The sequence below is a fragment of the Streptomyces sp. 1331.2 genome, from assembly GCF_900199205.1.
Classification (GTDB): domain Bacteria; phylum Actinomycetota; class Actinomycetes; order Streptomycetales; family Streptomycetaceae; genus Kitasatospora.
The window spans coordinates 7,333,835-7,360,234 of sequence record NZ_OBMJ01000001.1 but is presented as its reverse complement, the minus strand read 5'-3'; the positions used below and the strand labels follow the sequence as shown (position 1 = coordinate 7,360,234).

General features: G+C 71.3%; 16 protein-coding genes. 7 read left to right on the top strand and 9 right to left on the bottom strand.

Annotation, left to right across the window (positions count from 1 at the left end):
- Nucleotides 1-226: 226 nt before the first annotated feature.
- Nucleotides 227-2,458 carry an alpha-L-fucosidase gene (locus CRP52_RS31865; protein ID WP_097239558.1) on the bottom strand — a complete coding sequence of 744 codons (2,232 nt, stop codon included), beginning with the start codon at nucleotides 2,456-2,458 and terminating at the stop codon, nucleotides 227-229.
- A gap of 345 nt (nucleotides 2,459-2,803) precedes the next feature.
- Here CRP52_RS31865 and CRP52_RS31860 point away from each other — a divergent pair, with 345 nt between their 5' ends.
- The 5 genes from CRP52_RS31860 (at nucleotide 2,804) to CRP52_RS31840 (ending at nucleotide 8,728) form a co-directional block, all read left to right on the top strand.
- Complete coding sequence (locus CRP52_RS31860; RefSeq protein WP_097239557.1) at nucleotides 2,804-3,868, top strand: sugar ABC transporter substrate-binding protein; 1,065 nt, start codon at nucleotides 2,804-2,806, stop codon at nucleotides 3,866-3,868.
- Nucleotides 3,869-3,914: 46 nt separating this feature from the next.
- Complete coding sequence (locus CRP52_RS31855; protein ID WP_097239556.1) at nucleotides 3,915-5,480, top strand: sugar ABC transporter ATP-binding protein; 1,566 nt, start codon at nucleotides 3,915-3,917, stop codon at nucleotides 5,478-5,480.
- Nucleotides 5,473-6,513 (top strand): ABC transporter permease, encoded by a 1,041-nt coding sequence (locus CRP52_RS31850; protein ID WP_097239555.1) that lies wholly within the window; start codon nucleotides 5,473-5,475, stop codon nucleotides 6,511-6,513. The genes CRP52_RS31855 and CRP52_RS31850 overlap by 8 nt, the downstream gene beginning before the upstream one ends.
- A gap of 95 nt (nucleotides 6,514-6,608) precedes the next feature.
- Nucleotides 6,609-7,922, top strand: a complete 1,314-nt coding sequence (locus CRP52_RS31845; protein ID WP_097239554.1) for an enolase C-terminal domain-like protein — start codon at nucleotides 6,609-6,611, stop codon at nucleotides 7,920-7,922.
- An 80-nt stretch (nucleotides 7,923-8,002) separates the two neighbouring features.
- The gene (locus tag CRP52_RS31840; RefSeq protein ID WP_097239553.1) at nucleotides 8,003-8,728 is read left to right on the top strand and encodes a FadR/GntR family transcriptional regulator; all 726 of its coding nucleotides are present in this window, start codon (nucleotides 8,003-8,005) and stop codon (nucleotides 8,726-8,728) included.
- Here the strand turns inward: CRP52_RS31840 and CRP52_RS31835 are convergent.
- The gene (locus CRP52_RS31835) at nucleotides 8,707-9,825 is read right to left on the bottom strand and encodes a fatty acid desaturase family protein (RefSeq protein WP_097239552.1); all 1,119 of its coding nucleotides are present in this window, start codon (nucleotides 9,823-9,825) and stop codon (nucleotides 8,707-8,709) included. The genes CRP52_RS31840 and CRP52_RS31835 overlap by 22 nt on opposite strands.
- A 7-nt stretch (nucleotides 9,826-9,832) precedes the next feature.
- Nucleotides 9,833-10,888, bottom strand: a complete 1,056-nt coding sequence (locus CRP52_RS31830; protein ID WP_097239551.1) for a ferredoxin reductase — start codon at nucleotides 10,886-10,888, stop codon at nucleotides 9,833-9,835.
- A gap of 87 nt (nucleotides 10,889-10,975) precedes the next feature.
- Here CRP52_RS31830 and CRP52_RS31825 point away from each other — a divergent pair, with 87 nt between their 5' ends.
- Together CRP52_RS31825 and CRP52_RS31820 are read left to right on the top strand one after the other, a co-directional pair.
- Nucleotides 10,976-12,115, top strand: coding sequence for a PucR family transcriptional regulator (locus CRP52_RS31825; RefSeq protein WP_097239550.1), 1,140 nt, complete (start codon nucleotides 10,976-10,978; stop codon nucleotides 12,113-12,115).
- A gap of 272 nt (nucleotides 12,116-12,387) precedes the next feature.
- Nucleotides 12,388-14,532: an alpha-galactosidase gene (locus CRP52_RS31820; RefSeq protein ID WP_097239549.1), complete on the top strand. Its 2,145-nt coding sequence runs from the start codon at nucleotides 12,388-12,390 to the stop codon at nucleotides 14,530-14,532.
- A gap of 102 nt (nucleotides 14,533-14,634) precedes the next feature.
- On the opposite strand, the gene CRP52_RS31815 is transcribed toward CRP52_RS31820, so the two are convergent.
- From CRP52_RS31815 to CRP52_RS31785, 6 genes are all read right to left on the bottom strand, one after another.
- Nucleotides 14,635-16,629, bottom strand: coding sequence for a glycoside hydrolase family 31 protein (locus CRP52_RS31815; RefSeq protein WP_097239548.1), 1,995 nt, complete (start codon nucleotides 16,627-16,629; stop codon nucleotides 14,635-14,637).
- A gap of 133 nt (nucleotides 16,630-16,762) precedes the next feature.
- Entirely contained in the window at nucleotides 16,763-18,316 is a 1,554-nt protein-coding gene (locus CRP52_RS31810; RefSeq protein WP_097240500.1) for an alpha-L-arabinofuranosidase B, read from the bottom strand.
- Nucleotides 18,317-18,631: 315 nt separating this feature from the next.
- Nucleotides 18,632-20,914: an alpha-xylosidase gene (gene yicI, locus CRP52_RS31805; RefSeq protein ID WP_097239547.1), complete on the bottom strand. Its 2,283-nt coding sequence runs from the start codon at nucleotides 20,912-20,914 to the stop codon at nucleotides 18,632-18,634.
- Entirely contained in the window at nucleotides 20,911-22,368 is a 1,458-nt protein-coding gene (locus tag CRP52_RS31800) for a GH1 family beta-glucosidase (protein WP_373560539.1), read from the bottom strand. Before CRP52_RS31800 ends, yicI begins: the two co-directional genes overlap by 4 nt.
- On the bottom strand, nucleotides 22,365-23,348 hold the full coding sequence (locus CRP52_RS31795; protein ID WP_097239546.1) for an acetylxylan esterase: 984 nt from the start codon (nucleotides 23,346-23,348) through the stop codon (nucleotides 22,365-22,367). Before CRP52_RS31795 ends, CRP52_RS31800 begins: the two co-directional genes overlap by 4 nt.
- Before the next feature lie 189 nt (nucleotides 23,349-23,537).
- A complete protein-coding gene (locus tag CRP52_RS31785; protein WP_441349068.1) occupies nucleotides 23,538-26,384 on the bottom strand; it encodes a glycoside hydrolase family 3 C-terminal domain-containing protein in 2,847 nt (948 codons plus the stop codon).
- Nucleotides 26,385-26,400: the final 16 nt, after the last annotated feature.

Genomic DNA, 26,400 nt, shown 5'->3' with positions numbered 1-26,400 from the left:
GCCTCGGAGCGACTGCTGCGCGATGGCCATCATCGTTGGGCCACTGCGGCGTTGCGTCAAGTTTTCTGTCATGTAAAACGTGAGCGATCACAAGAACTTCACGCGGCGCGCGCCGGTCGGCGCCACGGGAGGACCAGCGGGGTGGGCATCGGCGTGGACGGCAACCCGGACGCCGCCCACGCCGTTGCCTCCGGCGGCCGACCTCCGGCCCCGGTCGGGGCGGCACTCAGAGCGCCGTGAAGGTCCACAGCAGGTTGGAGCTGCTGTTGTAGGTCCACTGCTTGGTGACGGAGCCGGACGCGACGCTGCCGCCGCCGTCGAGGACCAGACCGGTGGTGCGGTTGGCGATCGAGTACCCGTACCCGCCCCGGGGGGTGATCTTCCACTGTTGGTTGGTGCCGCCGTTCCACGGGGCCTGCCGGGCGGCGGAGCCGTCGGCGGTGGCGCCCCAGCCGTCGGCGACCATGCCGTTGGTGCGGTTGACCAGCTTGTAGTAGCCGCCGCCCACGTCGACGGCCTGCCACTGGAGGTTGCTGCTGCCGTCCCAGGTCCACTGCTTGAGGTCGGAACCGGAGTCGACCTTGCCGCCGCCGTCCAGGGCGAGGCCGTCGGTGACGTTGGTGAGCCGGAAGTACGTCGACGGGTTGAACTGGACCTTCAGCGAGGTGATCTGGTCGTTGTTGCCGGTGGCCCTGAGGTCGGGGTTGTCGGCGGTGAAGGTCCAGGCGGTTCCGGTGAAGTTGTCCGCCGAGTAGCCGATGACCTGGAAGCCGGGGGACGTACGGAGGGAGGAGATGGCGGCCGCGCCCACACCGGCCGCGGTCAGGTCGGCCGCGGTGTACTCGCCCACGTTCAACGCCGCGGAGGCGCCGGTGTAGTTGACGTCCTTGAAGGCGACGGCGCCGGCCGGCGGCAGCACGACCGGGATGGTGCCCGAGAAGGAGAGCTTCAGGACGTACGCGTACGCGCCGTACGGCGCGGAGGACGGCAGGGTGACCGTGAGGCCGGAGGGGCTCTGCACCGGTGCGGGCAGGTCGATGGTGGTTCCGCCGGTGGAGCCGAGCAGCTTCACCGAGGTCAGCGACGACAGGTTGATCCGGTCCGAGCCGAGGGTCTTGATCGTGAGTGAACTGCCGGGCCAGCCGAGGACGGTGGCGTACAGGACGGTGCCGGCCTTGTTGCGGGTGAAGCGGATGTCCTGGGGAGTGCCGGCCGTCGGGTTGGTGAAGGAGCCACCGCCCATCTTCGTCGGGCCCTCGCCGTAGACCGTCCAGGCGCGGGTCGAGTAGATCGACTCGCCGAAGCGCTTCAGGTGGTCTCCGATGCCGAGCAGGACGTCCTTCTGCGCCTGGGGGATGGTGCCGTCGGCCATCGGCGCGATGTTCAGCAGGACGTTGCCGTTCTTGCTGACCCGGTCGATGAACGAGTGCAGCATCTGCTGGATGCTGTAGTAGCCGATGCCCTGCGTGTAGCACCAGCTGCTGCTGGAGATGCTGTCGTCGGTCAGCCAGTACGGGGTGGTGAGGTCCGCCGGGCCGCCGCGCTCGTAGTCGAAGATCTCGCCCTTGTTGTCGAAGCCGTCCTTGTAGGTGGCGACGACCTCACGGCCCCAGGAGTTGGCCTGGTTGTAGTAGTACGAAAGGAAGTCGAGGCGCTGCGCCTCGTCGACTGCGTTCAGGTCGAAGTCCTGCCAGAGGACGTCCGGCTGGGCGCGGTCGACGACCTCCTTCAGCTTGTCGTACCAGAGCTGGTTCTCCTGCGACCTGTCCAGCTGCCCGTAGAGCTTCTTGAGGCTCGGGTCCGACTGCGCCGGGACGCTCTCGTAGTAGCCGTTGAAGTTGAAGGCGTGGTGCATGGCCACCAGCAGCTTGAGGTTCTTGGCGCGGATCGCCGTGGCGAACAGCTGCAGCAGGTTCAGCTTCGGGCCCTTGGCGAACGAGTTCCACTCGTTGACCTGGCTGTCCCACATGGAGAAGCCGTCGTGGTGCTCGGCGACCGGTCCGGCGAACTTGGCGCCGGCGTCGACGAACAGTTGCGCCCACTCGTCGGGGTCGAAGTTCCCGCCCGCGGACTTCAGCTTCGGCGCGAACTGCACGGTGTTGCCCGCGAGGTCCTTCGCCCCGTTGATGAAGTTGTGGTAGGGCCAGTCCGCCGGCTGGCCGTAGGTCGCGATGTGGTGCTGGTTGGCCGGGCTGCCGGCCTTGTACATGTTCCGCGGGTACCACTCGCTCTGGTACGCGGGAACGCTGAAGACCCCCCAGTGGAAGTAGATCCCGAACTTCGCGTCCTGGAACCACTCCGGAGCCGCCGGGTGCTGGTCGACCGAGTTCCAGTCGGGAGTGTAGGTGCTCGGTGCCGCCTGTGCGACGCCGGCCGCGAGGCCGCCGCCGGCCATGGCAGCCGCAGCCACACCTGCGGCTGCGGAGAGGAACTGACGTCGGTTCAGTGAACTCGCCATGAGGACATCCCTGGGCTGGGGGGACGGAGAGAACGGGCCGGACCGGGGGCACGTACGACGCGCACACGCGCACACCCCTGGGGCGCCGGGAGGTTACGCACGAAGGTCGTCCATGTAACGCCCTGAAGTCAACGGGCGTGCAGCGATTGATGGGATTTTTCTTTCCGGCCGGTCACACCGAACCCGTCGAACTGGCCCATTGTCCTTGCGATTTGGCTCGGCACCTGGACATCGTCCCCGCTGCCGCCTATACATACATCCCATCTCTCCGATGCGGCGGTCCACCGCAGCTGCCGCCCGGCACAACTCTCTCCCGCTCAAAGGGACCAGCGCGAGGAAGTACCGATGAGACTCAGAACCGCACTCTGCTCCGCCGTCTCGGCCCTGTCCGCCCTGGCTCTGCTCAGCGCCTGCAGCAGTACCTCGGGCACCTCAGCCGGGTCGGGCGACGCGCCGCTGGTCGGCGTCGACTACCCGCGTTCGGACACCGACTTCTGGAACTCGTACATCAGGTACACGCCCGGGTACGCCGGCCAGGTGGGCCTGTCGCTGAAGACGACGAACTCGCAGAACGACGTGGCCAAGCTGACCGCCAACGCGCAGACCTTCATCAGCCAGGGGGTGAAGGGGCTCGCGATGGCGCCGCAGGACACCGCCGCCGTCGCGCCGACGCTGGCGCAGCTGGAGGCGAAGAAGATCCCCGTCGTCACCATCGACACCCGCCCCGACAGCGGCAAGGTGTTCATGGTGGTGCGGGCCGACAACCGCGCCTACGGCGAGAAGGCCTGTCAGTTCCTCGGCACGAAGCTGAAGGGCCAGGGCAAGGTCGTCATGCTGGAGGGTGGCCTGGACTCCATCAACGGCCGGGACCGCACCGAGGCGTTCAACGAGTGCATGAAGAAGAACTACCCCGGCATCAAGGTGTTCGGCGAGGCCACCAACTGGGACGGCGCGGTCGCCGCACAGAAGCTCCAGACGGACCTGACCGCCAACCCGGACATCAAGGGCGTCTACATGGAGTCCAGCTTCGCCCTGGCCGGCACGCTCCAGGTCCTCAAGCAGAAGGGCCTGCTGGTCGACCCGTCGGACGAGAAGCACGTCTTCGTCGTGTCCAACGACGGCATCCCCGAGGAGCTCAAGTCGATCGCGGCGGGCAGGATCGACGCCACCGTCTCCCAGCCGGCCGACCTGTACGCCAAGTACGCGCTGCAGTACCTGAAGGCCGCCATCGACGGGAAGACCTTCCAGCCCGGCAAGACCGACCACGACAGCACCATCATCCAGGTCCGGCCGGGTCTGCTTGAGGACCAGCTCTCCGCTCCCCTGGTCACCCTCGACGGCGCCACCTTCGGCGGTGTTCCCAGCGTCAGGAGCGACGACCCCTCCCTGTGGGGCAACAACCACGGCTGACCTGCCCGGTCAGGACCCAACAACTAACGATGGCAAGGAGGTTGTGATGAGCGACGGGCAGCGAGCAGTCAGCCCCGCGCCCGCCCCTGCGGGCGGTGGACGGTCCCGGACGGGCCCACCCGTCGTCGAGGCGACGGGCATAGTCAAGCGATTCGGTCCGACGGTGGCCCTCGACGGCGCCCGGATCACCATCAGGGCCGGCGAGACCCACGCGCTCGTCGGCCGCAACGGGGCCGGCAAGTCGACGCTCGTGTCGGTCCTCACCGGCCTGCAGGCCCCCGACGAGGGAACGGTCGCCTTCGGCGGCAGCCCCGCGCCGCGGTTGGCCGACCGAGACGCCTGGCGACAGCGGGTGGCCTGCGTGTACCAGAAGTCCACGATCATCCCCACCCTGACCGTCGCCGAGAACCTCTTCCTCAACCGCCACGACCACGGGCGTGGCCGGCTCATCAGCTGGCAGGGAGTGCGCCGGCGAGCGAAGGAACTGCTGTCGACCTGGTCGGTGGACGTCGACCCGCAGACTCCGGCCGGCGATCTGACCGTGGAACAGCGGCAGTTCGTGGAGATCGCCCGGGCACTGTCGTTCGGCGCCCGGTTCATCATCCTGGACGAGCCGACTGCCCAGCTGGACGGCGCGGCCATCACCCGCCTCTTCGACCGGATCCGCGACTTGCAGCGCCAGGGCGTGACCTTCCTGTTCATCAGTCACCATCTCCAGGAGGTCTACGACATCTGCGACATGGTGACGGTGTTCCGCGACGCCCGGCACGTCGTGACCGCGCCGGTCACGGGACTCCCCCGCACCGAACTGGTCGCGGCGATGACCGGCGAGGCGGCGGGCGACCGGCCGGAGGTGCGGTCGAGCAGCCTCGACCGCACCTCCGTGCCGGCCCTGTCCGTACGGGCGCTGGGCAGCGGCGCTGCCTACGGTGATGTCACCTTCGAGGTGGGCGCCGGGGAGATCGTCGGACTCGCGGGTGCCGCCGGCAGCGGTCGTACCGAGGTCGCCGAGACCGTCGTGGGACTGCGGGCGGCCCGGGCGGGAGAGGTGGCGATCGCCGGGCGGCGGCCCCGGCCCGGCAGCGTTCCCGCCGCGCTCGCCGCGGGTGCCGGGTTCGTCCCGCAGGACCGGCACCACCAGGGATTCGTGCCCGACATGTCGATCGCCGACAACGCCACGCTGTCCGTGCCGCACAGGCTCGGCCGGAACGGATTCCTCAGCCGTGCACGGCGGGACCGGCTCGCCGGCGACATGATCGAGAAGCTCGCGATCAAGACGCCCGGCCCCGGGCTGCCCGTCTCCGCGCTCTCGGGCGGCAACCAGCAGAAGGTCGTCATGGCCCGGGCACTGGCGGACGACCCCCGCCTGCTGGTGCTGATCAATCCGACCGCGGGGGTGGACGTGCGCTCCAAGGAGTTCCTCCTCGGCAAGGTCGAGGAGACGGCGCGGACCGGCACGGGCGTGCTCATCGCCTCCGACGAACTCGACGACCTGCGTATGTGCGACCGGGTCCTGGTGATGTTCCAGGGCCGGGTGACCTCGGAGATGGCCCGCGGCTGGCACGACCACGAGCTCGTGGCCGCGATGGAAGGAGTGGACCTCGATGCCTGAAACCGTCCTCGCGGACGCGGCCGCCGGGGCCGTGGGGCCCAAGCCCGCGCGCACGGCGCTGCTCGGCGGCCGGATACCCCTGGCCCGACTGCGCGACCTCGCCCTCGTCCCCGCGATCGTCGTCATCGCGATCGTCGGGCAGATCGTCAACCCCGTGTTCCTGCAGGCCGACAACCTCGTCAACGTCCTGCAGACCATGTCCGAGATGGCCCTGCTGGTCCTCGCCCAGACGATGATCCTGATCGTCAAGAAGATGGACCTGTCCCTGGAGTCCACGATGGGCCTCGCGCCCGGCATCGCGGCCTGGCTGGTCGTCCCGGCCGGTGCGGGACACGGGCTCGGCCTGCTTCCCGGCGCCTGGGCGGTTCCCGTCACCCTGGCCGTCGGCGTACTCGTCGGCGTGATCAACTCGCTGCTGATCATCCGCTTCGGCCTCAACGGCTTCATCGTCACCCTCGGCATGCTCATCGTCCTGCGCGGCATCCTCACCGGCGTCTCCGGCGGCCAGACCTTCTTCCAGCTGCCGGAGTCGATGCTCTACCTCGGCACCGCCGAGTGGTTCGGGATGCCCGCCTCCATCTGGACCTGCCTGGCCCTGTTCGCGATCGCGATCGTGGTGCTCGGCTGGACCGGCTTCGGTCGCTCCCTCTACGCCATCGGCGGCAACATCGACGCTTCGAAGGCAGCCGGCATCCGTACCGACCGGGTGCTGTGGATCGTGATCGTCAGCGGCAGCGCACTCGCAGCCCTGGCCGGGCTGATGCTGTCCGGACGCCTGGCGTCGGTCGCCTCCGCCCAGGGCAACGGCTACATCTTCACCGTCTTCGCCGCCGCCGTCATCGGCGGGATCAGCCTCAACGGCGGCAAGGGCACCATGTTCGGCGCGTTCTGCGGCATCCTGCTGCTCTTCATGATCCAGAACGTGCTCACGCTGGCGGGCGTCCCCGCCCAGTGGATCGGCGCCCTCAACGGCCTGATCATCCTGATCGCCCTCGCCATCTCCCGCATCACCGGCGGCAAGGTCCAGGAGTGACCCGGGCGGCCGTCGCCGGCCGCCCGCCCGCCCGCCGTCGCGCTCACGCCCCGCCCGTAGGGCCGAAACCCTTGCCCCTCCCAGGAGTTGCCGCCATGCCCTCGTCCGCCCGCATCACCTCGCTGGACGTCCTGGACGTCCGCTTCCCCACCTCCGAGCACCTGGACGGCTCGGACGCGATGAACCCCGAGCCCGACTACTCCGCGGCCTACGTGATGCTGCGCACCGACGCCGGCGACGGACTGGAAGGCCACGCCCTCGCCTTCACCACCGGACGCGGCAACGACGTCCAGGCCGCCGCCATCGCGGCCCTCGCCCCGTACGTGGTCGGCCTGTCCGTGGAGGAGGTCTGCGCCGACCTCGGAAGGTTCGCCCGCACTCTCGTCCATGACCCCCAACTGCGGTGGCTCGGACCGGAGAAGGGCGCCATCCACATGGCCACCGGAGCCGTCGTCAACGCAGCCTGGGACCTCGCCGCCAAGCGTGCCGGCCGGCCCGTCTGGCGCTTCCTCGCCGCGATGTCCCCCGAGGACCTGGTCGCCCAGGTCGACTTCCGCTGGCTCAGCGACGCCCTCACCCCCGAGGAGGCGCTCGGGATCCTCCGTCGCGCCGAGCCCGGCCGTCAGGAGCGCATCGCCCGCCTGCTGGAGAGCGGCTACCCCGCCTACACCACCACCCCCGGCTGGCTCGGCTACTCCGACGAGAAACTGACCCGCCTCGCCCACGAGGCCGTCGCCGACGGCTTCACCCAGATCAAGCTGAAGGTCGGCGCGGACCTGGCGGACGACGTACGGCGCATGCGTGCCGCCCGAGCGGCGGTCGGCCCGGACGTCCGCATCGCCGTCGATGCCAACCAGAGATGGGACGTGGCACCCGCGATCGACTGGATGCGCGCCCTCGCCCCCTACGGCCCGTACTGGATCGAGGAGCCCACCTCCCCCGACGACATCCTCGGCCACGCCGCCGTCCGCGAGGCTCTGGGCCCCATCAAGGTCGCCACCGGCGAGCACGTCGCCAACCGGGTCGTGTTCAAGCAGCTGCTGCAGGCCGGCGCCGTGGACATCGTGCAGATCGACGCCGCCCGGGTCGGCGGCGTCAACGAGAACCTCGCGATCCTCCTGCTGGCCGCGAAGTTCGGGGTGCCGGTCTGCCCGCACGCCGGGGGCGTGGGGCTGTGCGAGATGGTCCAGCACCTGTCGATGTTCGACTACGTGGCCGTCTCCGGCACCACCGAGGACCGGGTCATCGAGTACGTCGACCACCTGCACGAACACTTCGTCGACCCGGTCCGCGTCTCCGGTGGCCGCTATCTCGCGCCGACCCTGCCCGGGCTGAGCGCACAGATGCACCCGGGCTCGCTCAAGGAGTACGCCTACCCCGACGGCCCGGTCTGGACGGCCCGGCTCTGACGCCCAGGTCCTCGCCTTCCCGTACAGCCGTCCCAGTATCATCAACGTCACTTCGAGAACGGGCCCGGAAGGAGTGCGCGGTGTCTCTGACGGACAAGGCCATCGCGCAGATCCGCGAGCTGATCCGCAGCGGAGCGCTGCCACCGGGTTCGAAGCTCCCGCCGGAGGCCGAGCTGGCCGCCCAGCTCGGCCTCTCCCGCAACCTGGCCCGGGAGGCCGTGAAGGCATTGGCCGTCGCCCGGGTCCTGGAAGTCCGGCGGGGCGACGGCACGTACGTGACCAGCCTGCAGCCGAGCCTGCTCCTGGAAGGACTCGGCGGCGCGGTGGAGCTGCTGCAGGGCGATTCCGCCGCGGTGCAGGACCTCATCGAGGTACGGCGGCTCCTGGAGCCGGTCGCCACCGCGCTGGCCGCCACCCGGATCTCCGACGAGCAGCTGGCCGAGGTGGAACGGCACCTGGACGCCATGCGCGACGCCCGTGACGACGTGGAACGACTCAACGCCCATGATGCCGCGTTCCACCGCGCCGTCATCTCGGCCACGGGCAACGAGACCCTGGTCACGGTCCTGGAGGGCATCTCCGGGCGTACGCTGCGCGCCCGCACCTGGCGCGGTGTGGTCGACGCCCAGGCCTCGGACCGGACCATCGCCGAGCACGAGGCGATCTTCCGGGCACTGTCGATCCGCGACGCCTCCCTCAGCCAGGCCGCCGCGTTGATGCACGTCAGCAACACCGCGCTGTGGCTGAGCGAGCACCTGCGGACGGGAGAAGCCCTCCCCGTGGATCAGGCCACGACGAGCACCTGATCGCGGTCCGGCGTTGCGGCCCTCGGTTTCCCGTTCGGCAGCGAGAGCCGGAAGACCTTGCGCCACGCGGAGAACACCTGCTTCGGCAGCGGCCCGGTGACGTACTCCAGCTCGTACTTCTCGAACAGCGCGCGCACCTTCACCGCGACCTCGGCGTACCGGTTGCTCGGCAGGTCGGGGAACAGGTGGTGCTCGATCTGGTGCGACAGGTTGCCGGTCATGAAGTGCATGGCCCTGCTGCCGCTGATGTTCGCCGACCCCATCATCTGGCGCAGGTACCACTGGCCGCGCGTCTCGCCCTTGATCGACTGACGCTCGAAGACCTGCACCCCCTCGGGGAAGTGCCCGCACATGATCACCGAGTGGGTCCAGATGTTGCGGACCAGGTTCGCGGTGAAGGTGGCGGCGAGCGTGGTGAGGAAGGACGGGCCCGACAGCAGCGGGTGGATCACGTAGTCCTTGAGCACCTGCTTGCGGATCTTGCGGCCCACGGCCCGGGCCCGCGCGCGGAACTCCGGGTCCTTGCGGCGGCGCTTGCTCAGGTTCTTGCCGAGCTCCAGGTCGTACGCGGCGATGCCGTACTCGAAGAAGCAGGCGTTGATGAAGTTCCACAGCGGCTGGCCGAGGTGGAACGGGTGCCACTTCTGGTCCTCGTCGACGCGCATGATGCCGTAGCCGAGGTCGTTGTCCTTGCCGATCACGTTGGTGTACGTGTGGTGCAGCTCGTTGTGCGAGTGCTTCCACTGATCGGACGGCGAGACGTGGTCCCACTCCCAGCTGGTGGAGTGGATCTTCGGGTCCCGCATCCAGTCCCACTGGCCGTGCAGGACGTTGTGGCCGATCTCCATGTTGTCCATGATCTTCGCCACGGACAGGCCGGCGGTGCCGAGCAGCCACGCGGGCGGGAAGAGCGAGAACAGCAGCACGCCCCTGCTGGCCAGCTCCAGCTTGCGCTGGGCCGATATGACCTTGCGGATGTAGGCGGCGTCCTTCTCGCCGCGGTCGGCGATGACCTCGTCGCGGATCGCGTCCAGCTCGCGGCCGAGCTCCTCGATCTGCTCCTCGGTCAGGTGGACGGTGGGGTCGATGGCGGTCAAGGTGCTCCTACCGTTCGATCTCGCAGGGGCCCGCCGCGGCGGACACGCAGGTCTGGATGAGGACGCCCGGCTCGGCCTCGGTGATCTCGCCGCTGCGCAGGTCACGGACGGCGCCCGCCTTGAGCGGCGAGACGCAGCCGAAGCAGATGCCCATGCGGCACCCGGAGGGCATGAGCACGCCGGCCTCCTCGCCGATGTCCAGCAACGACGTGGCGCCGTCCGCAACGACGGTCCTGCCGGTGGCACCGAACGTGACCTCCCCGCCGTCCCCGGCGACGACGACGCTCGGGCGGAAGCGCTCGGTGTGCAGGCGCTCGTGGACGCCGTTCTCGTTCCAGTGCTTCTCTGCGGCGTCGAGCAGGCCCGCGGGACCGCAGGCCCAGGTCTCGCGCTCGGCCCAGTCGGGCACGAGTTCGTCGAGACGGGCGATGTCGAGCCTGCCGTCCGTGGCGGTGTGCACCTCGACGAGGCGCAGTTTCCCGTCCGCGACCAGGCCGTGCAGCTCGGTGCGGAAGAGCACGTCCTGCGGCTGTGGGGCGAGGTGGACCATGACGACGTCGTCGAACTCGGTGTCGCGCAGCATGCCCATCACCGGCGTGATGCCGCTGCCGGCCGTCAGGTAGAGCACCTTGGCGGGCTTGGCCCGCGGCAGGACGAAGTCACCGGACGCCTGGTCGAGCTGGATCAGCGTGCCCGGTGTCGCCCGGCGGACCAGGTGGTTGCTGACCTTGCCGTCCGGGACGGCCTTCACGGTGATCGTGACGCGGCCGTCCCGGCGGTCTGTCGGCGAGGTGATCGAGTAGGCACGCCACAGGCGCCGCCCGTCGACGTCGACCCCGATCCGCAGGTACTGCCCGGCCGTGTGGCCGCGCCAGCCCCGTCCCGGCCTGATCACGAGGGTCGCGGCGTCGCCCGTCTCGGGGTGCACGGCCTCGATGCGCCCCCGCAGGTCGGCGCCCGCGCGCAGCGGGCTGACCAGGTCGAGGTAGTCCGAGGGCAGCAGCGGCGTTGTGGCCATCTCCAGCAGTTTCCACGCCCTGCTGCGGAGTCTTGCACGCGTCATGACTCCAGCTTGCGGCGCTCCGGGGCGTAAAGTCCTGACCGTAGGACGTGAAACTGCTCGGCTGAATTGTTCGCAGGAAACAAAAACGTGAGCCATGCAATCCGGAGGGCCAGCAGACTGGCCCTGGATGAGACGACGGTCACAGCACTCAGGGCCGCGCTGACGACCACCGCCGACGAGGTCGTCCAGGCGATCATCGACGAGGTCCCTCCCTACGCCAATGCCCTTTCGGGTCCCATGGGCGGCACCATCCGCCGGGCCGTCCGCACTGCACTGGGGCACTACCTGGACCTGGCGAGCGGGAACGCCACAGGCGGCGACGCCGGTGACGCGGCCTACGAGCTGGGTCGCGGCGAGGTGCGCGACGGCCGTTCGATGGACGCCCTGCTCAGCGCCTACCGCGTCGGCGCCCGCGTGGCCTGGCGATGCCTGGCGGCGGGAGCCGTACCCGCGGGTCTGCCCGCCGCCGAGGTCGCCAAGTTCGCCGAGCTGACCTTCGCCTACATCGACGAGCTCTCCGCCGCGAGCGCCGCGGGCCACGCCGACGAACTGGCCGCCCGGGGCAGGGCCCACGAGCGCCATCTGGAACACCTGGCCCGCGACCTCCTCGCCGGCGCCAACCCGGACGTACTGATGGCCTCTGCCCAACGGGCCGGATGGCAGCCGCCGGTTTCGCTGACCGTGGTCCTGCTGCCCGCGGTCCAGGCCCGGCCTGCCTACCGCGCGCTCGACCCGAGCACCCTGATCCTCGACGATCTGCCGGACGCCACCGGTGTGCTGCTCGTTCCCGATGCCGACCGATCGCGCCTCCTGCGGCAGCTGACCGACCGCACCGCCGTGGTCGGGCCGACCCGGCCGTGGACCCGTGCGTCCGCCTCGTACGCACGAGCCGTACGCGCGCGCTCCCTCTCCGCTGACATCCGCGACACCGAGGACCACCTGCCCGAGCTGGTGCTGAGCGCCGACGCGGACGCGTTCGCGGACCTGCGTGCCCGAGCCCTCGCACCGTTGCGGACCTTGCCCGACGCGACCGCGCAGCGGTTGGAGGAGACGCTACGGGCGTGGCTGCTGCACCAGGGCAGGCGGGAGGAGGTGGCGGCGGCGTTGTTCGTCCATCCCCAGACAGTCCGCTACCGGATGTCGCAGCTGCGGGAGCTGTTTCCGGATCTGGCGTCGCCACACCGGGTCCTTGAGCTGACCTTGGCCGTCGGTCTTCGGGTCAGCTGACGCGGTACTTTCGACCAACCACCGGGCCCCCCGGGAACCTGACGCGCCGTCATCAACCCTTCTGCGTCTGTTCCTGGCCATGGGATGTTCAGTGCGAGGGCGAACGTGCTATCTCTTGGAGTGCACTCCGTCGGGCGGGGGTACGGAACCGACCCGCCGACGAAGGTAGCCCGAACCGGCGGACGGGCCGGACAAGGGCATGTGTGAGCGCTGACCGAACTCCCTGACGGAACGAACAGGCGCGTGCATCCCATCCCCCGAACGAGGACGAATTGACTGAGGCGAATCTCGTCGTGCTGTCGGCCGGTGGTACGGCCCTCGCGCTCGACGCCACCGGACTTGAGCTGCCCCGGGTGCTGCACTGGGGCGTCGATCCCGGCTTCCGCGCCGACGACGCCGCGCAGGTGCTCGACGCCATGGGCCGAACCTCGCGCCACCAGACCGGCAGCCTGATGCCCTCTCAGGGGCGGGGCTGGGGCTGGTTCGGACGTCCGGCCCTCGCCGGGCACCGAGACGGCCGGGTCCGCCCGACACGCTTCGAGCTCGCCGAACCGCTCGCCGTACGCGCCCAGGACGGCCGGGGCGGCACCATCCACGTGCGGGCCCTGGACTCCGGCGCGGGGCTCGCGCTGGACACCGAGCTGCAGATGACGGAACAGGGCGTGGTGCGGCTGCGCCACACCCTGACCAACACGGCGACGGACACCTACACCCTGGACGTGCTGGCGTGCGTGGTGCCGATCCCCGCCCACGCCGCGGAACTGCTGGACTTCGCCGGCCGCTGGGCCCGTGAGCGCTCCCCGCAGCGCTCCCCGCTGCGGCAGGGCATCTGGTCGAGGGAGAACCGGCGCGGCCGCACGGGCTTCGACGCCGGGCTGCTGCTCGCCGGCAGCGAGGGCTTCGGCTTCCGGCACGGCGAGGTCTGGGGCGTGCACCCCGCGTGGAGCGGCAACCACGTCCAGTACGCGGAGCGGCTGCCCGACGGGACGACGGTCCTCGGCGGCGGCGAACTGCTGGACGCCGGTGAGATCCGGCTGGCGCAGGGCGAGTCCTACCGGACCCCGTGGGTGTACTTCGCGACCTCCGGCACGGGTCTGGACGGAATCAGCCGAGGGTTCCACGACATGCTCCGGGCCCGGCCACAGCACCCGGCCACCGCCCGGCCGGTCACCATGAACACCTGGGAGGCGGTCTACTTCGACCACGACCCCGCACGGGTACGCGCCCTCGCGACCACCGCGGCGGCGGTCGGCGTGGAACGCTTCGTCGTGGACGACGGCTGGTTCCGGCACCGCCGCCACGACCGGGCCGGCCTCGGCGACTGGTACGTCGACGAGAAGGTGTGGCCCGACGGACTCCGCCCGCTCGCCGACCACGTCCACGGGCTCGGCATGCAGTTCGGCCTCTGGTTCGAGCCCGAGATGGTCAACCCCGACTCCGACCTGGCCCGCGCCCACCCCGACTGGCTCCTCGCCGACCCCGACCGCCTCCCCTTCGAGCAGCGCAGCCAGCACGTCCTGGACGTCGCGCACCCCGACGCCCACGCCTACCTGCTGGAGCGGATCAGCACCCTCGTCGGGGACGTGGGCATCGACTACATCAAGTGGGACCACAACCGCGACCTCGCCGACGCCGTCCACGACGGCCGACCCGGCGTGCACGCGCAGACCACGGCCGTCTACCGGCTCCTGGACGAACTGCGCGGCCGCCACCCCCGGCTGGAGATCGAGTCCTGCTCCTCCGGCGGGGCCCGCGCCGACCTCGGCATCCTCGAACGCACCGACCGGATCTGGGGATCGGACAACATCGACCCGATCGAACGCCAGGCCATCCAGCGCTGGACCGGGCTGCTCCTGCCCCACGAGCTGATCGGCTCCCACATCGGTTCCGCCCCCGCCCACATCAGCCACCGCGACACCACGCTCGCCTTCCGCTGCGCCACCGCCCTGTTCGGACACGCCGGCATCGAATCCGACCTCTCGAACTGGTCGCAGGACGACCTGACCGCGCTCACCGCGTGGGTCGACGCCTACAAGCAGCTGCGCCCGCTGCTCCACGGCGGCGACGTCGTCCGCACCGACCACCCCGACCCTGCCGCCTGGGTGCACGGCGTCGTCTCGCGGGACCGGACCCACGCCGTCTTCGCGTACGTCCAGCTGGAGACCTCCGTCGCCGAGAACGGCGCGCCCGTACGCCTCCCGGGCCTGGACCCCGAGAGCCACTACGTCCTGCGGGTGCGCCCCGAACTCTCCTCCCCCGAGCACACCTGGCCCGCCTGGGCACGACGGGCGAGCCCACTCACCGTCACCGGCCGGTACCTCGCCCGAGTCGGCCTCGCGGCCCCGGGCCTGGCCAACCAGCCCGGGCAGGCCATGGTGGTCGAGGCGCAGGCGCAGCCCTCGGCCTCGCAGAAGTAGTCCTCCGCCCACCGCCGGGCTCCCCGCCCCGACCGCAGGAGCAGGACCCTGCCGTCGGGGCGGACCGATGTGCCGTGGTCCGCCGGGTTCCGGCCTCCTCCGTCAGGCCTCGGGAGATGTCAGCCGGGTAGCGACCTCGGCGCCTTCCCGGGCGAAGACCGGGAGGCGCTCCAGCGGGGCCTCGGCGTCGAGCGTCGTTCCGCCGTCCAACACGAGGCCGGTGGCCGGGTCGCACCAGCGGGTGCCGGAGGGCAGGTACACCCGGCGGGCCCGGACACCGGCCTCGTACACGGGTGCCACCAGCAGGTCGGGGCCGAGCAGGAACTGGTCGTCCACCTCCCACGCGTGTTCGTCCTCGGGGAAGTCGAAGAACAGCGGGCGCATGGGCGGCGCGCCGGTGCGGTGGGCGTCCTCGGACAGGCCGTGCAGGTACGGGCGCAGGCGTTCGCGCAGCGACAGGTGGTCGCGGAGGATGCCGTACGCCTGCTCCCCGTACGACCAGACCTCGTTCGGCCCGCCGGTCATGTCCGTGGCGAAGGTGGGGTGGTTGGGTTCGCGGTCCCCGTGCAGCCGCATGACCGGGCTGAAGGTGCCGTACTGGAACCATCGGATCAGCAGCTCACGGTAGGCCGGATCGTCCGGGTCGCCGCCGAAGAAGCCGCCGATGTCCGTGTTCCACCACGGGATGCCGCTCATCGCGACGTTCAGCCCGGCCCGGATCTGACGCCCGAGGGAGTCGAAGGTCGTGGGGATGTCGCCGGACCACAGCAGGGCCCCGTGCTTCTGGCTGCCCGCCCAGGCGGACCGCACCAGGGACAGCGGCCGGTCCTCGCCCTCCGCACGCAGGCCGTCGGCCACCGCGCGGGCGTGCTCCAGCGGGTAGAGGTTCGCGGCCTCGGCGGCGGGCCCGGCCGCGTAGACGGCGCGCTCGGCGAGGTCCGGGGGAACGTCGGGTTCGCAGGCGTCCAGCCAGAAGCAGGCCACGCCCAGAGAACGGTAGTTGTCGTTCAGTCGCTGCCACAGCGCGGCGCGCGCTCCGGGGTGGGTGGCGTCGTAGTAGGCCATCGGGCGGATCAGCGCTTCCCTGCCGTACCGGGACGGCCACGGGAAGGTGAGCAGACCGCCGCCGGTGTCCCGGACGAGGTGTCCGGCCGAGCGCAGCGCGTCGTACGCGTCGCTGTCGGGCTCGACGGTGGGCCACACCGAGACGGCGAGCTTCACGCCGAGGTCCGACAGTTCCTTGACCATGGCGGCGGGGTCGGGCCACTCGCTCTCCTCGAAGCGCCAGTCACCCATCCTCGGCCAGTGGAAGAAGTCGCAGACGATGACGGACAGCGAAAGTCCGCGTTCCTTGTACTCCCGGGCGACGGTGAGGAGTTCGTCCTGGGTGCGGTACCGCAGCTTCGACTGCCAGAAGCCCGAGGCCCATGCGGGCAGCAGGGGCGGGCGGCCGGTGGCCCGGGTGTAGGAGTCCAGGATCCGGGCCGGGGTGTCACCGGCGGTGATCCAGTAGTCGATGCGCCCGCCTCCGTCGGCGGTCCACCGGGTGGTGTCGGCGCCCAGTTCGACGCGGCCGGTGGCGGGGTTGTTCCAGAGCAGTCCGTAGCCGCGCGAGGAGTGCAGGAAGGGGACGGCGGCGACGGTGTTGCGCTGGACGAGGTCGATCACACAGCCCTTCTGGTCCAGGCGCCCGTGCAGGTGCTGCCCCAGGCCGTGCAGCCGCTCACCGTCGTAGGCCTCGAAGGACTGCTCCGTCCGGCCGCCGGCCGCGTGGACGCGGGAGCCGGTGTGGAGCGCGTGCGGGCTGCGCTCGGCGAGGAGTTCGCGGCCCGAGACGGCGTGGCGGAATCTCAGCCGGCCGTCCGCCGAGGCCTCGACGGCGATGCTGCCGTTGACCAGGCGGGCACTGCCGTCCTCCGACACGGACACTTCGGCGTGCGGGGTGGGCCGCGGATTCTCCAGCGCACCGGGGGCGGTGGGGTCGATGGTCCCGGACGAGGCCCGCACCCGGACGGCGTCCGGTCCCCAGGGCTCGATGCGGAGGATCTCTGCGGCGGTGTGCCGTTCCAGGGCGCCCGTACGGATGCTGTAGGACAAGGGTCGGTTCCTCTGCTCCTGGGGTCGGTCGGGTGGTGTCACTGCCGGTTTCCGGCTCCTCCGGCGCGAGCCGGGCCCGCCACCGCCGGCGAGGCGGTGGCGGGCCGGTGTGCGGTGGTGCTGCCCCGGTGGATCAGCCCCAGGGCTGGGCGATCAGCCAGCTGGTGTCGGCGGCCCAGCTGGCACTGCTGTCCCAGCTGTTGGAGCCGCCGTTGCTCGCGATGTAGGCCGTGTAGTTGTAGTGCCGGAGGTACTTCGTCGGGAAGTTGACGGACTGGAAGGAGGTGCCGGTCCCGCTGTTGCCCGCGGTGGGGCAGAACGTGGCGTCCTGGGCGAAGGAGCCGACGCCGTTGTCGAAGTCCAGGTAGAGCTCGTAGTTGTAGTGGTGCAGGAACTGCCCGGGGTTGTTGGCGGACTCGAAGGACAGGCAGGAGCTGTTGGCCAGGCCGGCGCGGACGATCCAGGTGGCGTCGGCCTTGTCGGTGGCGGAGCTGGAGGAGTTCGTGCCGGAGATGACGACCTTGTTGTCGGCGTCGTCGTGGCGCAGGTAGTGCGAGGTGCAGCAGGGCGCCGTGGTGGCCTGCAGGGAGATCCGGGAGCCGGGCGTCAGCGTGCCGGTGCCGGTCGAGCCGCTGTGGTAACCGGCGGCGGTGATGTTGGCCTGGACGGCGTTCTCGGTGGCGTCCGACGGGTAGCCCTGGGTCATGACCCCTTCGTAGAAGGTGCCTTGGGCCCCCTTGCTGTTGTCACCGCCGATGCCGAGGATGATCGCGCCTTCCTTGTGCATCGGGTTGTAGCCGGTGGCGTTGGGGCGCACACCGTTGTAGAAGGTGGACAGGCCGCCCGCCTGGGCGTCGCCCCCGCGCAGGGCCCACTGGTTCGGCCCGCCCTTGAGCATGGCGGTCAGGAACCGGTTGGTGACGGTGGGGTCGTTGGCGTTGTAGCGGGGGTTGACGCCGGAGAACAGGCCGTTCTCCTGGTCGGCCATCACCCACGGGCCGGAACCGCTGCCCGAGCCCCAGACCTTGTTGTTGCCGAAGTAGAGGGCCTCCATGTGGCCGTTGCCGGTGTCCAGGTTGTTGGTCTCGGCGTTGCCGTAGTCGAAGCAGCAGCCGCCGTTGAAGTGTGTGCCGTCGAAGATGGCGTACATGCCCTCGGGCTGGTCGCCGGTGGCGATGCCGTTGGTGTGGTTGTTGCGGTAGCCGGTCCCTGGGGCGACGTAGACGCCGTACGCCTTGTGCCCGCCGACGGTGACCGGCGCCTCGACGGCGTTGGCGAGGTTGTCCGGCCCGCCGGCCGCCCCGCCGGCCGGCGCCTGGGTGAGGTGGTTGCCCTTGCCGGACTGGTCGTAGAGGACGGTGATGACGCAACTGGTGCCGGCGCAGAAGGAGTCCTGCGCGGCGGCGTCGGCGTAGCCGCCGGTGCTCAGCAGGCCGATGTCCCTGGTCGCGTTGTCGGAGGCGCGCCTGACCTGGTACAGCGGGCCGTTGTACGCGCCGTACAGGGCCCGGGTGGTGCTGTGCGCGGCCACGCAGGGCGTGTTGCCGGCGGCGTAGAGGTCGCACGGCCCCTGGGTGGCCGCCTGCGACGTCCCGGCCGCGGCGGTGAGCAGGCCGGCGGCGAGCGCGGCGGTCGCACCGACTGCGAGGAGGGCCCGCCTGGCCCTGCGGATCGACGATTTGATCATGAAGAACTCCTTCACGGGGTGGGTGTGGAGCGAGCGGTCCGGTTCGGCTCCGTCCGTGGCCACCGGACCCGGCTCGGGGTGCCGCCCGTCAGGTCCAGGGGCGGCTCCCGAGTTTTGTTAGCGCTAACAATTCCGGCCGGGAAGAGGCGCGCGTGAGGACGGCACGGACACCTCCCGTGCCGCAACGGGCATCACTATGGCCAGCCGTCAGGACACCGTCAAGACATCGCGCATGGACGGACGGTCCCTCGGGGTAGCGGTCGAGGTCACGCGCCACGGCTTGCGGTGGCGCGTGACCTCGCGTCGGGGCCGGGCTCAGGCCGAGTAGGGCAGTTCGGCTTCCCGGGTGCCGGCCGGGCTGACGTGCAGCGCGCCGTCCGGGCCGCCGATCCGCAGCTGCCAGGGGTGCGGGCTGTCGGTGGTCACCCGGATCCGGTCGCCGGTGCGGCGCAGGTGGAAGCGGGCGCTCTCGCCGGGGCCGTCGTTGCGCGGGATCAGCACGGTGCGCTCGGCGCCGTCGGCGAAGGCGTGCACCCGCAGTTCGACGCCCTCGGCCCAGGCGGAGACCGGGCGCTGGTCGTCCGCCCCGAGCGGGACGACGGAGTCGGGGCGGGCGAGCAGCGGCAGGGTGTGGAAGCCGTGCTGTTCGCGCACCCAGCGCGGGCCGGTGACCTGATCGCCCGTGAGGACGTTGGTCCACACCCCCTCGGGCACGTAGTACTCGACCGTGCCGTCCTCGGTGAAGACGGGCGCGACGAGCAGGTCGTCGCCGAGCAGGTACTGCCGGTCGAGCGTGGCGGCGGCCGGGTCGTCGGGGAACTCCAGCACCATCGCGCGCATCACCGGCACACCGGTGGCGTGCGCCTGCTGGGCGGCCCGCTGGAGGTAGGGCGCGAGCCGGTGCTTGAGCAGGGTGAACTCGCGGGTGACCTCGACCGCCTCGTCACCGAACTCCCACGGCACCCGGTACGACTTGCTGCCGTGCAGCCGGCTGTGCGAGGAGAGCAGGCCGAACTGGGTCCAGCGCTTGAAGACGGCCGGGGTCGGGGTGCCCTCGAAGCCGCCGATGTCGTGGCTCCAGAAGCCGAAGCCGGACAGGCCGAGGGAGAGCCCCCCGCGCAGCGACTCCGCCATGGCGTTGAAGTGCGACTCGCAGTCGCCGCCCCAGTGCACCGGGTACTGCTGGCCGCCCGCGGTCGCGGAGCGGGCGAACAGCAGCGCCTCCCCCTCCCCGCGCTCCTCGCGGAGCAGTTCGAACACCGCCCGGTTGTACAGCTGCGTGTAGTAGTTGTGCATCCGCTCGGGGTCGGAACCGTCGTGCCAGACCACGTCGGTGGGGATGCGCTCGCCGAAGTCGGTCTTGAAGCAGTCGACACCGACGTCCAGCAGGGCGCGCAGCTTGTCGGTGTACCAGGCGGTGGCGGCGGGGTTGGTGAAGTCCACCAGGGCCATGCCCGGCTGCCACAGGTCCCACTGCCAGACGCTGCCGTCCGGGCGCCGCACCAGGTGGCCCTCGCGCATGCCCTCGGCGAACAGCTCGGACTTCTGGGCGATGTACGGATTGATCCACAGGCAGATGCGCAGCCCCTGCTCCTTGAGCCTGGCGAGCATGCCGGCCGGATCCGGGAAGGTGTCCGGGTCCCAGCGGAAGTCGCTCCACTGGTACCCGCGCATCCAGAAGCAGTCGAAGTGGAACACGCTCAGCGGGATGCCGCGTTCGGCCATGCCGCCGACGAAGCGGTTGACGGTGGCCTCGTCGTACTCGGTGGTGAAGGAGGTGGTCAGCCACAGGCCGAGCGCCCAGGCCGGGGGCAGCGCCGGGCGGCCGGTGAGCGCGGTGTAGCGTTCCAGGATCGCCTTGGGGCTCGGGCCGTGGACGACGAAGTACTCCAGCGACTGGTCCTCGACGCTGAACTGCACCTGGCCTACGGACTCGGAGCCGACCTCGTAGCCGACCTTGCCGGGGTGGTTGACGAAGACGCCGTAGCCCCGGTTGGTCAGGTGGAACGGGACGTTCTTGTAGGCCTGTTCACTGCTGGTGCCGCCGTCCGCCTGCCAGATGTCCACCACCTGGCCGTTGCGGACGAACGGGGTGAACCGCTCTCCCAGGCCGTAGACCAGCTCGCCGACGCCCAGCGAGAGCTGTCCGAGCATGTGGTGCCGGCCGTCGGCATCGGTGACGAAACCGGTGCCTCGCTCCCCCACCGAGGTGAGCACCCGGTCGCCGACGCGGAACTCCAGCTGCCAGGGCCGGGAGGTGTCCACCCGCAGCGTCAGTTCGCCGGCGCAGAGCTCCACGACGTCGCCGTCCCGGCGCACCTTCCCGCTGCCCTGCTCGGCGCCGGGCAGCGCGAACTCGGGTCCGCCCCGCACCGAACCGGCGTGGTGGGTGGTGCGCACCCCGATCACACCCTCGGCGGGGGACCAGCACTCCACGGTCAGCAGCGGGCTGTTGAGCGTGTCACCGCGGCCGCGCACGTGCTTCACGGGCGCGTAGAGGGTCATCCGGTCCTCGCCGGTGCGGACGTCGGCGACCTCGGCGGCGTAGCGCGCGGTGACGCCCGGGCGCATCAGCCAGTAGCCGTCGGTGAACTTCATCGGGCAGTTTCCTCCGTCCGCGCGCGGTGCGCGGTGATCAGGCCCCGGTACCAGTGGTAGCTGTCCTTGGGGGTTCGGGTCAGGGTTGCGTAGTCGACGTGGACCAGGCCGAAGCGCTGCGCGTAGCCGCGGGCCCACTCGAAGTTGTCCAGCAGGGACCAGAGGTAGTAGCCGCGCGCGTCGACGCCGGCTGCGATGGCGTCGGCGACGGCGCCGAGGTGGCGGGCCAGGTAGTCGATCCGTTCCGGGTCGTGGACCCGGCCGTCGGGGGTGACGCTGTCCGTCTCGGCGGAGCCGTTCTCGGTGATCCAGACCGGCGGCAGCTGTGGGTAGCGGGAGTGGAGTCCGGTCAGAAGCTCGGTGAACGCGGACGGGACGACGGGCCAGCCCATGGTGGTGAGCCGGGTGCCGTACGGGTCGGTCTCCTCGACGCCGATGTCCGTGGCGGTGCGCCGTTCGGGGTCGGCCTGGCGGTGCGGGGCGGCCGCGATGGTGACCGGCCGGTAGAAGTTGATGCCGACGAAGTCCAGCGGCTCGCCGATCAGTTGCAGGTCCCCCGGGCGTCGCCACGGGCCGTCCGCGAGCCCCGCCCAGGTCTCGGCCTCGTGCTCGGGGTAGCGCCCGGCGAACAGCGGCTCGGTCCAGACCTCGTTGTGCAGGACCTCGGCCCGGCGCAGGGCGGCAAGGTCCTCGGGCCGGTCCGAGGCGGCGTGCAGCCGGTCGAGGTTGAGCGCGATGCCGACCTCACGGGCGCCGGCGGCGCGCAGCTCCCGGACGGCCAGGCCGTGGGCGACCAGCAGGTGGTGGGCGGCCGCCAGGGCGCCGCGGCCCTCCCGGGCACCGGGCGCGTGCCGGCCCTCGGCGTAGCCGACGAAGGCGGAGCAGAACGGCTCGTTGAGGGTGATCCAGCGCTCGACCCGGTCCCCGTAGCGGTCGGCGGCGACGTTCGCGTACTCGGCGAAGGCCTCGGCGGTCTCCCGCACGCGCCAGCCGCCCCCCGTGGCGGAGCCGCTGTTCGACGGGGTCTCCAGGGCCTGGGGCAGGTCCCAGTGGTACAGGGTGGCGGTGGGCGCGATCCCGGCGGCCAGCAGTTCGTCGATCAGCCGGTCGTAGAAGTCCAGGCCCTTGGGGTTGACCGGGCCGGTGCCGCCGGGCAGCAGGCGTGACCAGGAGATCGAGAAGCGGTAGTCGTCGATGCCGAGTCCGCGCAGCAGGGCGACGTCCTCGGGGTAGCGGTGGTAGTGGTCGCAGGCGGTGTCGCCGGTGGCGCCGTCGAGGGTGCGGCCCGGGCTGTGGCTGAAGGTGTCCCAGATGGAGGGGCCGCGGCCGTCCTCGTCGTGGGCGCCCTCGATCTGGTAGGCGGCGGTGGCGGCGCCGAAGCGGAAGCCGGCAGGCAGGTCCGGGAAGGCCGGGGAGGTCACGGGTGTCCCGGCGCCGGAGGGCACGGTGCTCACTGCTCCGGTGCCAGCCCGCGCTCGCGCAGCCAGGCCAGCTGGACGGGCGGGTTGGAGCCGCAGCCGCCGGCGTGGTCGGCGAACGGCCACACCGTCATGGTGCGGTCCTCGCCCGCGTAGTGGTTGAAGGCGGCGTAGACCGTCCGGGGCGGGCAGACCGGGTCCATCAGGCCGACGCTGAACAGGGCCGGGGCGGTGGCCCGCTGGGCGAAGTGGACGCCGTCGAAGTAGGCGAGGGTGGCGAAGGTCGGCTGCACGCGCTCCCGACTGTGCCAGCGCAGGTAGCTGACGAGCTCCTGGTAGGGGCCGTCCAGGGAGGTCTGCGCGCCCTCGCGGTAGTGGCACAGGAACGGGACGTCCGGCAGCACGGCGGCCACCCGGTCCCCGCTGAGCCCGGCGACGGCGAGGGACAGGCCGCCGCCCTGGCTGCCGCCGGCCACGACGATCCGGTCGGCGTCGAGACCGGGCAGCTGCGCGACGGCGTCGACGGCGCGCACGCAGTCGGTCATCAGCCGCCGGTAGTAGTGGTTCTCCGGGGAGTCGATGCCCTTGGTCATGAAGCCCCCGACCCACTGGGTGCCGTCGCCCGTAGCCCGGTCCGGGGTGTCGTGGCCCTGGCCCCTGCTGTCGACCACGAGCTGGGCGTAGCCGGCGGCGGACCAGAACAGGTGCTCGGTGGGCAACCCGCGACCGCCGCTGTACCCCTGGTAGCCGACGACGACGGGCAGCGGCCCGTCCACCCCGCGCGGTCGCAGCAGCCAGGCGGCCACCGGCTCGCCGTTCCAGCCGGGGAAGCGCACGTCGTCGACCTCGACGGTGCGCAGGCCGTACTGCGCGGTGACGCGTTCGGCCTTGACCGCGCCGCCGGGCGAGCGGGCCTCGGCGAGGGTGCGCCGCCAGAACTCGTCGAAGTCCTGCGGGGCGATCGACTCGGGCCGGTAGCCGGCGAGTTCGTCTGCACCGAAGTCGGTGACGGGCATGGGGGATTCCTCCGGGTGTTGCGAGTTCGAGGTGAGGTGGCGGGGCGTGAGGAGCGACCTGCTGGCCGCCTCCGGGCGGTTGGTGACGGTGGGTCGGCGCCCGGGTGACGGGCGCGATCGGCTGGGCGATGAGCCGGTCCGGAACGGGTGGCGGCCCGTCTCCCCTCCGGACGGGCCGCCGGACAGGCTCTAGTCGGCCGCGCCGAAGCGGAACTCGGTGAGCCGGAAGTCGCCGTGCAGGGTCAGGCTCACGTCGTGCACGCCGTCGAGCGGGGCGGCGAGTTCGGCGGTGGTGCCCGTCCAGGCGTAGCGGTCACCGGTCACGGGCACGGCGATGTCGGCCAGCAGCCGCGCGCCGACCCGGACCTCCAGCCGGGCAGCGCCGTTCGCGTCGTCCGCGCGGGCGGTCTCGACCTCGACCCGGACGGCCCCCGACACGTCCGAGGCGCGGAACAGGAGCGTCGCGGGCTGCCCCGAATCGGTGGGCGTGACGGCGTCGCCGTCGGCGCGGGTGGCGTCGACGATGGTGATGTCCGTGTGGTCGTCGAAGTCGACGGCCCGGACGCTCCGTCCGACCACGGCGCGGGCAGCGGGCGCCGCCCCGGTCACGGTGAGCGGCGTGACGAGGACCTCGTCCTCGGCCGACCGCGCCACGACGACCTGGTAGGCGCCGGGGTCGACGGCGAAGGCGCCCGTGGCGACGTCCCAGTGGGCGAACCGCTCGGCCGGCAGTCGGAACGTCAGTTCGCGGGTCTCCCCCGGCTCCAGGCGGACCTTGCGGAAGTCGGCCAGGCGCAGCCGCGGCGCCGCGTAGCGGGCGTCCAGGGCGCGGACGTAGACCTGGACGACGTCGCCACCGGATCGCCGGCCGCGGTTCTGCACGGTGACGGTGAGGTCGACCGCGCCGTCCTGGCCGATCGACGGCTGCGACAGTCGCGGGTCGCGGTAGGCGATGTCGGTGTAGGACAGCCCGTGGCCGAAGGGGTAGAGGGCGGCGCCCTGGTGGTACTGGTAGGTCCAGCCGGCCTTGATGATGTCGTAGTCGAGCGGGGCGGGCAGCGGGTCGTCGCCCCGGTACCAGGTCTGCGGCAGCCGGCCGGTGGGCTCGGCCTCGCCGAGCAGCACGGCGGCCAGCGCGTGTCCTGTTTCCTGCCCGCCGTGGGAGGTCCACACCACGGCGGGCAGGTGCTCGTCGGCCCAGTCGACGGCGTAGGGGTAGCTGCTCATCAGCACCAGTGCCGTCTGCGGGCGGGCTTCGGCGACGGCGCGCAGCAGGGCCTCCTGGCCCTCGGGCAGGCGGATGTCGGCGCGGTCCTCGGTCTCGCGGCCGTTGATCATCGGGTGGTTGCCGAGGACGACGACGGCGGCGTCAGCCGCCGCGGCGGCTTCGCGCGCCTCGGCGCGGCCGTCGTGCAGCAGCTCGCGCTGCCAGCGCTCGGCGGCGTCCGGGGTCTCGGCGGTGACCGTCACGCGGCCGTCGGTCGGATCCACGGCGGCGTAGCGGCCGGTGAACACGTTGCGCAGCAGCACGGTGTCCTCGCCGGCCGGTTCGAGGCGGAAGGTCTCCTTGACGAACCAGGCCTTGATGACGTCCTGGTCGGCGGCCAGGCCCTCGTCGTCCTGGAGGGCCAGGTAGCGGCCGGTGTCGACGGCGCGCAGCGTGGAGGCGCCGCCGCCCCAGTCGGTCACGTCGAAGGAGGTCTTGCCGAGCCGGTCACCAGTGGTGCGCGAGCGCAGGGCGATCCGGTCGCAGCCCTCCACCCGGACGATCTCTCCGCCGTGCGGGGCGAGGGCCGCGGCGAGGCCGGTGGCCAGGCCGACCCGGTACGGCATGGTGCCGCTGTACCAGTCCTCGAAGAGCGCGTCGGCGAGCGGGCCGATGACGGCGATCCGCGGTGTGCGGGCGGGGTCGAGCGGCAGCAGGCCGTCGTTCTTGAGCAGGACGGCCGACTCGACCGCGGCCTTCCGGGCCAGCACGCGGTGCTCGGCGCAGTCGATCACCTCCGGGCCGATGGCGGCGTACGGGTCCAGCTCGGGGTCGAACTCGCCGAGGCGCAAGCGCACTTCGAGCTGACGGCGGACGGCGCGGTCCACGTCGGCCTCCTCGATCAGGCCGCGTTCCAGCGCCTCGCGCAGTCGGCCGACCACGGTCTCGGTGTCCTCGCCGTGGTCGGTGAAGCTGTCGATGCCGGCCTTGAGCGCGGCCGCGTGGGACTCGGCGTGGTCGTCGAAGTAGTGCTCCGGGTCGACCAGGTTGGAGGGGGCCTCGGCGTCGCTGACCACGAACAGCTCGTGCCCGGTCGGCCGGGCCCAGCGGCGCAGCTCCGCCTCGATCAGCGGACTCACGTGGCAGGGGCGGCCGTTGACCAGGTTGTAGGCGGCCATCGCGCCAGTCGCGGCGCCCGAGGCGATGACGGGCCGGAAGGCGGCGAGGTCGTACTCCTGGAGCACGCGCGGGCGCAGGGCGGAGGAGGTGGTGCAGCGGTCGTCCTCGTTGTTGTAGGCGAGGAAGTGCTTGAGCACAGGGGCGGCCCGCAGGTAGCCCGGGTGATCGCCGGTCAGGCCCCGGCAGAACGCCCCACCGATGCGCGCGGTGTGGACCGGGTCCTCGGAGTAGCCCTCCTCGTTGCGGCCCCAGCGCGGGTCGCGCAGCAGGTTGAGCACGGGGGCCCAGGCCTGGAGGGAGTTGGGCCCGCGCTCGGGGCTGCCGACGGCCGGCGGGCGGTGGAGGTGGAAGGCCCGCAGTTCGGTGGAGACCGCCTCGCCGACCTCGCGCACCAGGTCCTCGTCCCAGCTGGCGCCGAGGCCGACGGCCTGTGGGAAGACGGTCGCCACCCCCAGCCAGGAGACGCCGTGCAGGCCCTCGCTGCCGGTGCGGAAGGCGGCGACTCCCAGGCGGGGGACGGCCGGCGAGTACTGGTGCAGCATCGCAAGCCGTTCGTCGATCGTGAGCCGGTTCAGCAGGTCGTCGACGCGCTCCCGCAGGGGAAGCGTGGGATTGCGGAAACCGGGCAGACCGGTAGCGGAGTCGGGCACGGAACTCACGTGGAAC

Excerpts from the sequence above, each read along its gene's own strand:
- CRP52_RS31865 (WP_097239558.1), bottom strand. The coding sequence starts at position 2,458 with ATGGCGAGTTCACTGAACCGACGTCAGTTCCTCTCCGCAGCCGCAGGT.
- CRP52_RS31860 (WP_097239557.1), top strand. The coding sequence starts at position 2,804 with ATGAGACTCAGAACCGCACTCTGCTCCGCCGTCTCGGCCCTGTCCGCC.
- CRP52_RS31855 (WP_097239556.1), top strand. The coding sequence starts at position 3,915 with ATGAGCGACGGGCAGCGAGCAGTCAGCCCCGCGCCCGCCCCTGCGGGC.
- CRP52_RS31850 (WP_097239555.1), top strand. The coding sequence starts at position 5,473 with ATGCCTGAAACCGTCCTCGCGGACGCGGCCGCCGGGGCCGTGGGGCCC.
- CRP52_RS31845 (WP_097239554.1), top strand. The coding sequence starts at position 6,609 with ATGCCCTCGTCCGCCCGCATCACCTCGCTGGACGTCCTGGACGTCCGC.
- CRP52_RS31830 (WP_097239551.1), bottom strand. The coding sequence starts at position 10,888 with ATGACGCGTGCAAGACTCCGCAGCAGGGCGTGGAAACTGCTGGAGATG.
- CRP52_RS31810 (WP_097240500.1), bottom strand. The coding sequence starts at position 18,316 with ATGATCAAATCGTCGATCCGCAGGGCCAGGCGGGCCCTCCTCGCAGTC.
- yicI (WP_097239547.1), bottom strand. The coding sequence starts at position 20,914 with ATGAAGTTCACCGACGGCTACTGGCTGATGCGCCCGGGCGTCACCGCG.
- CRP52_RS31795 (WP_097239546.1), bottom strand. The coding sequence starts at position 23,348 with ATGCCCGTCACCGACTTCGGTGCAGACGAACTCGCCGGCTACCGGCCC.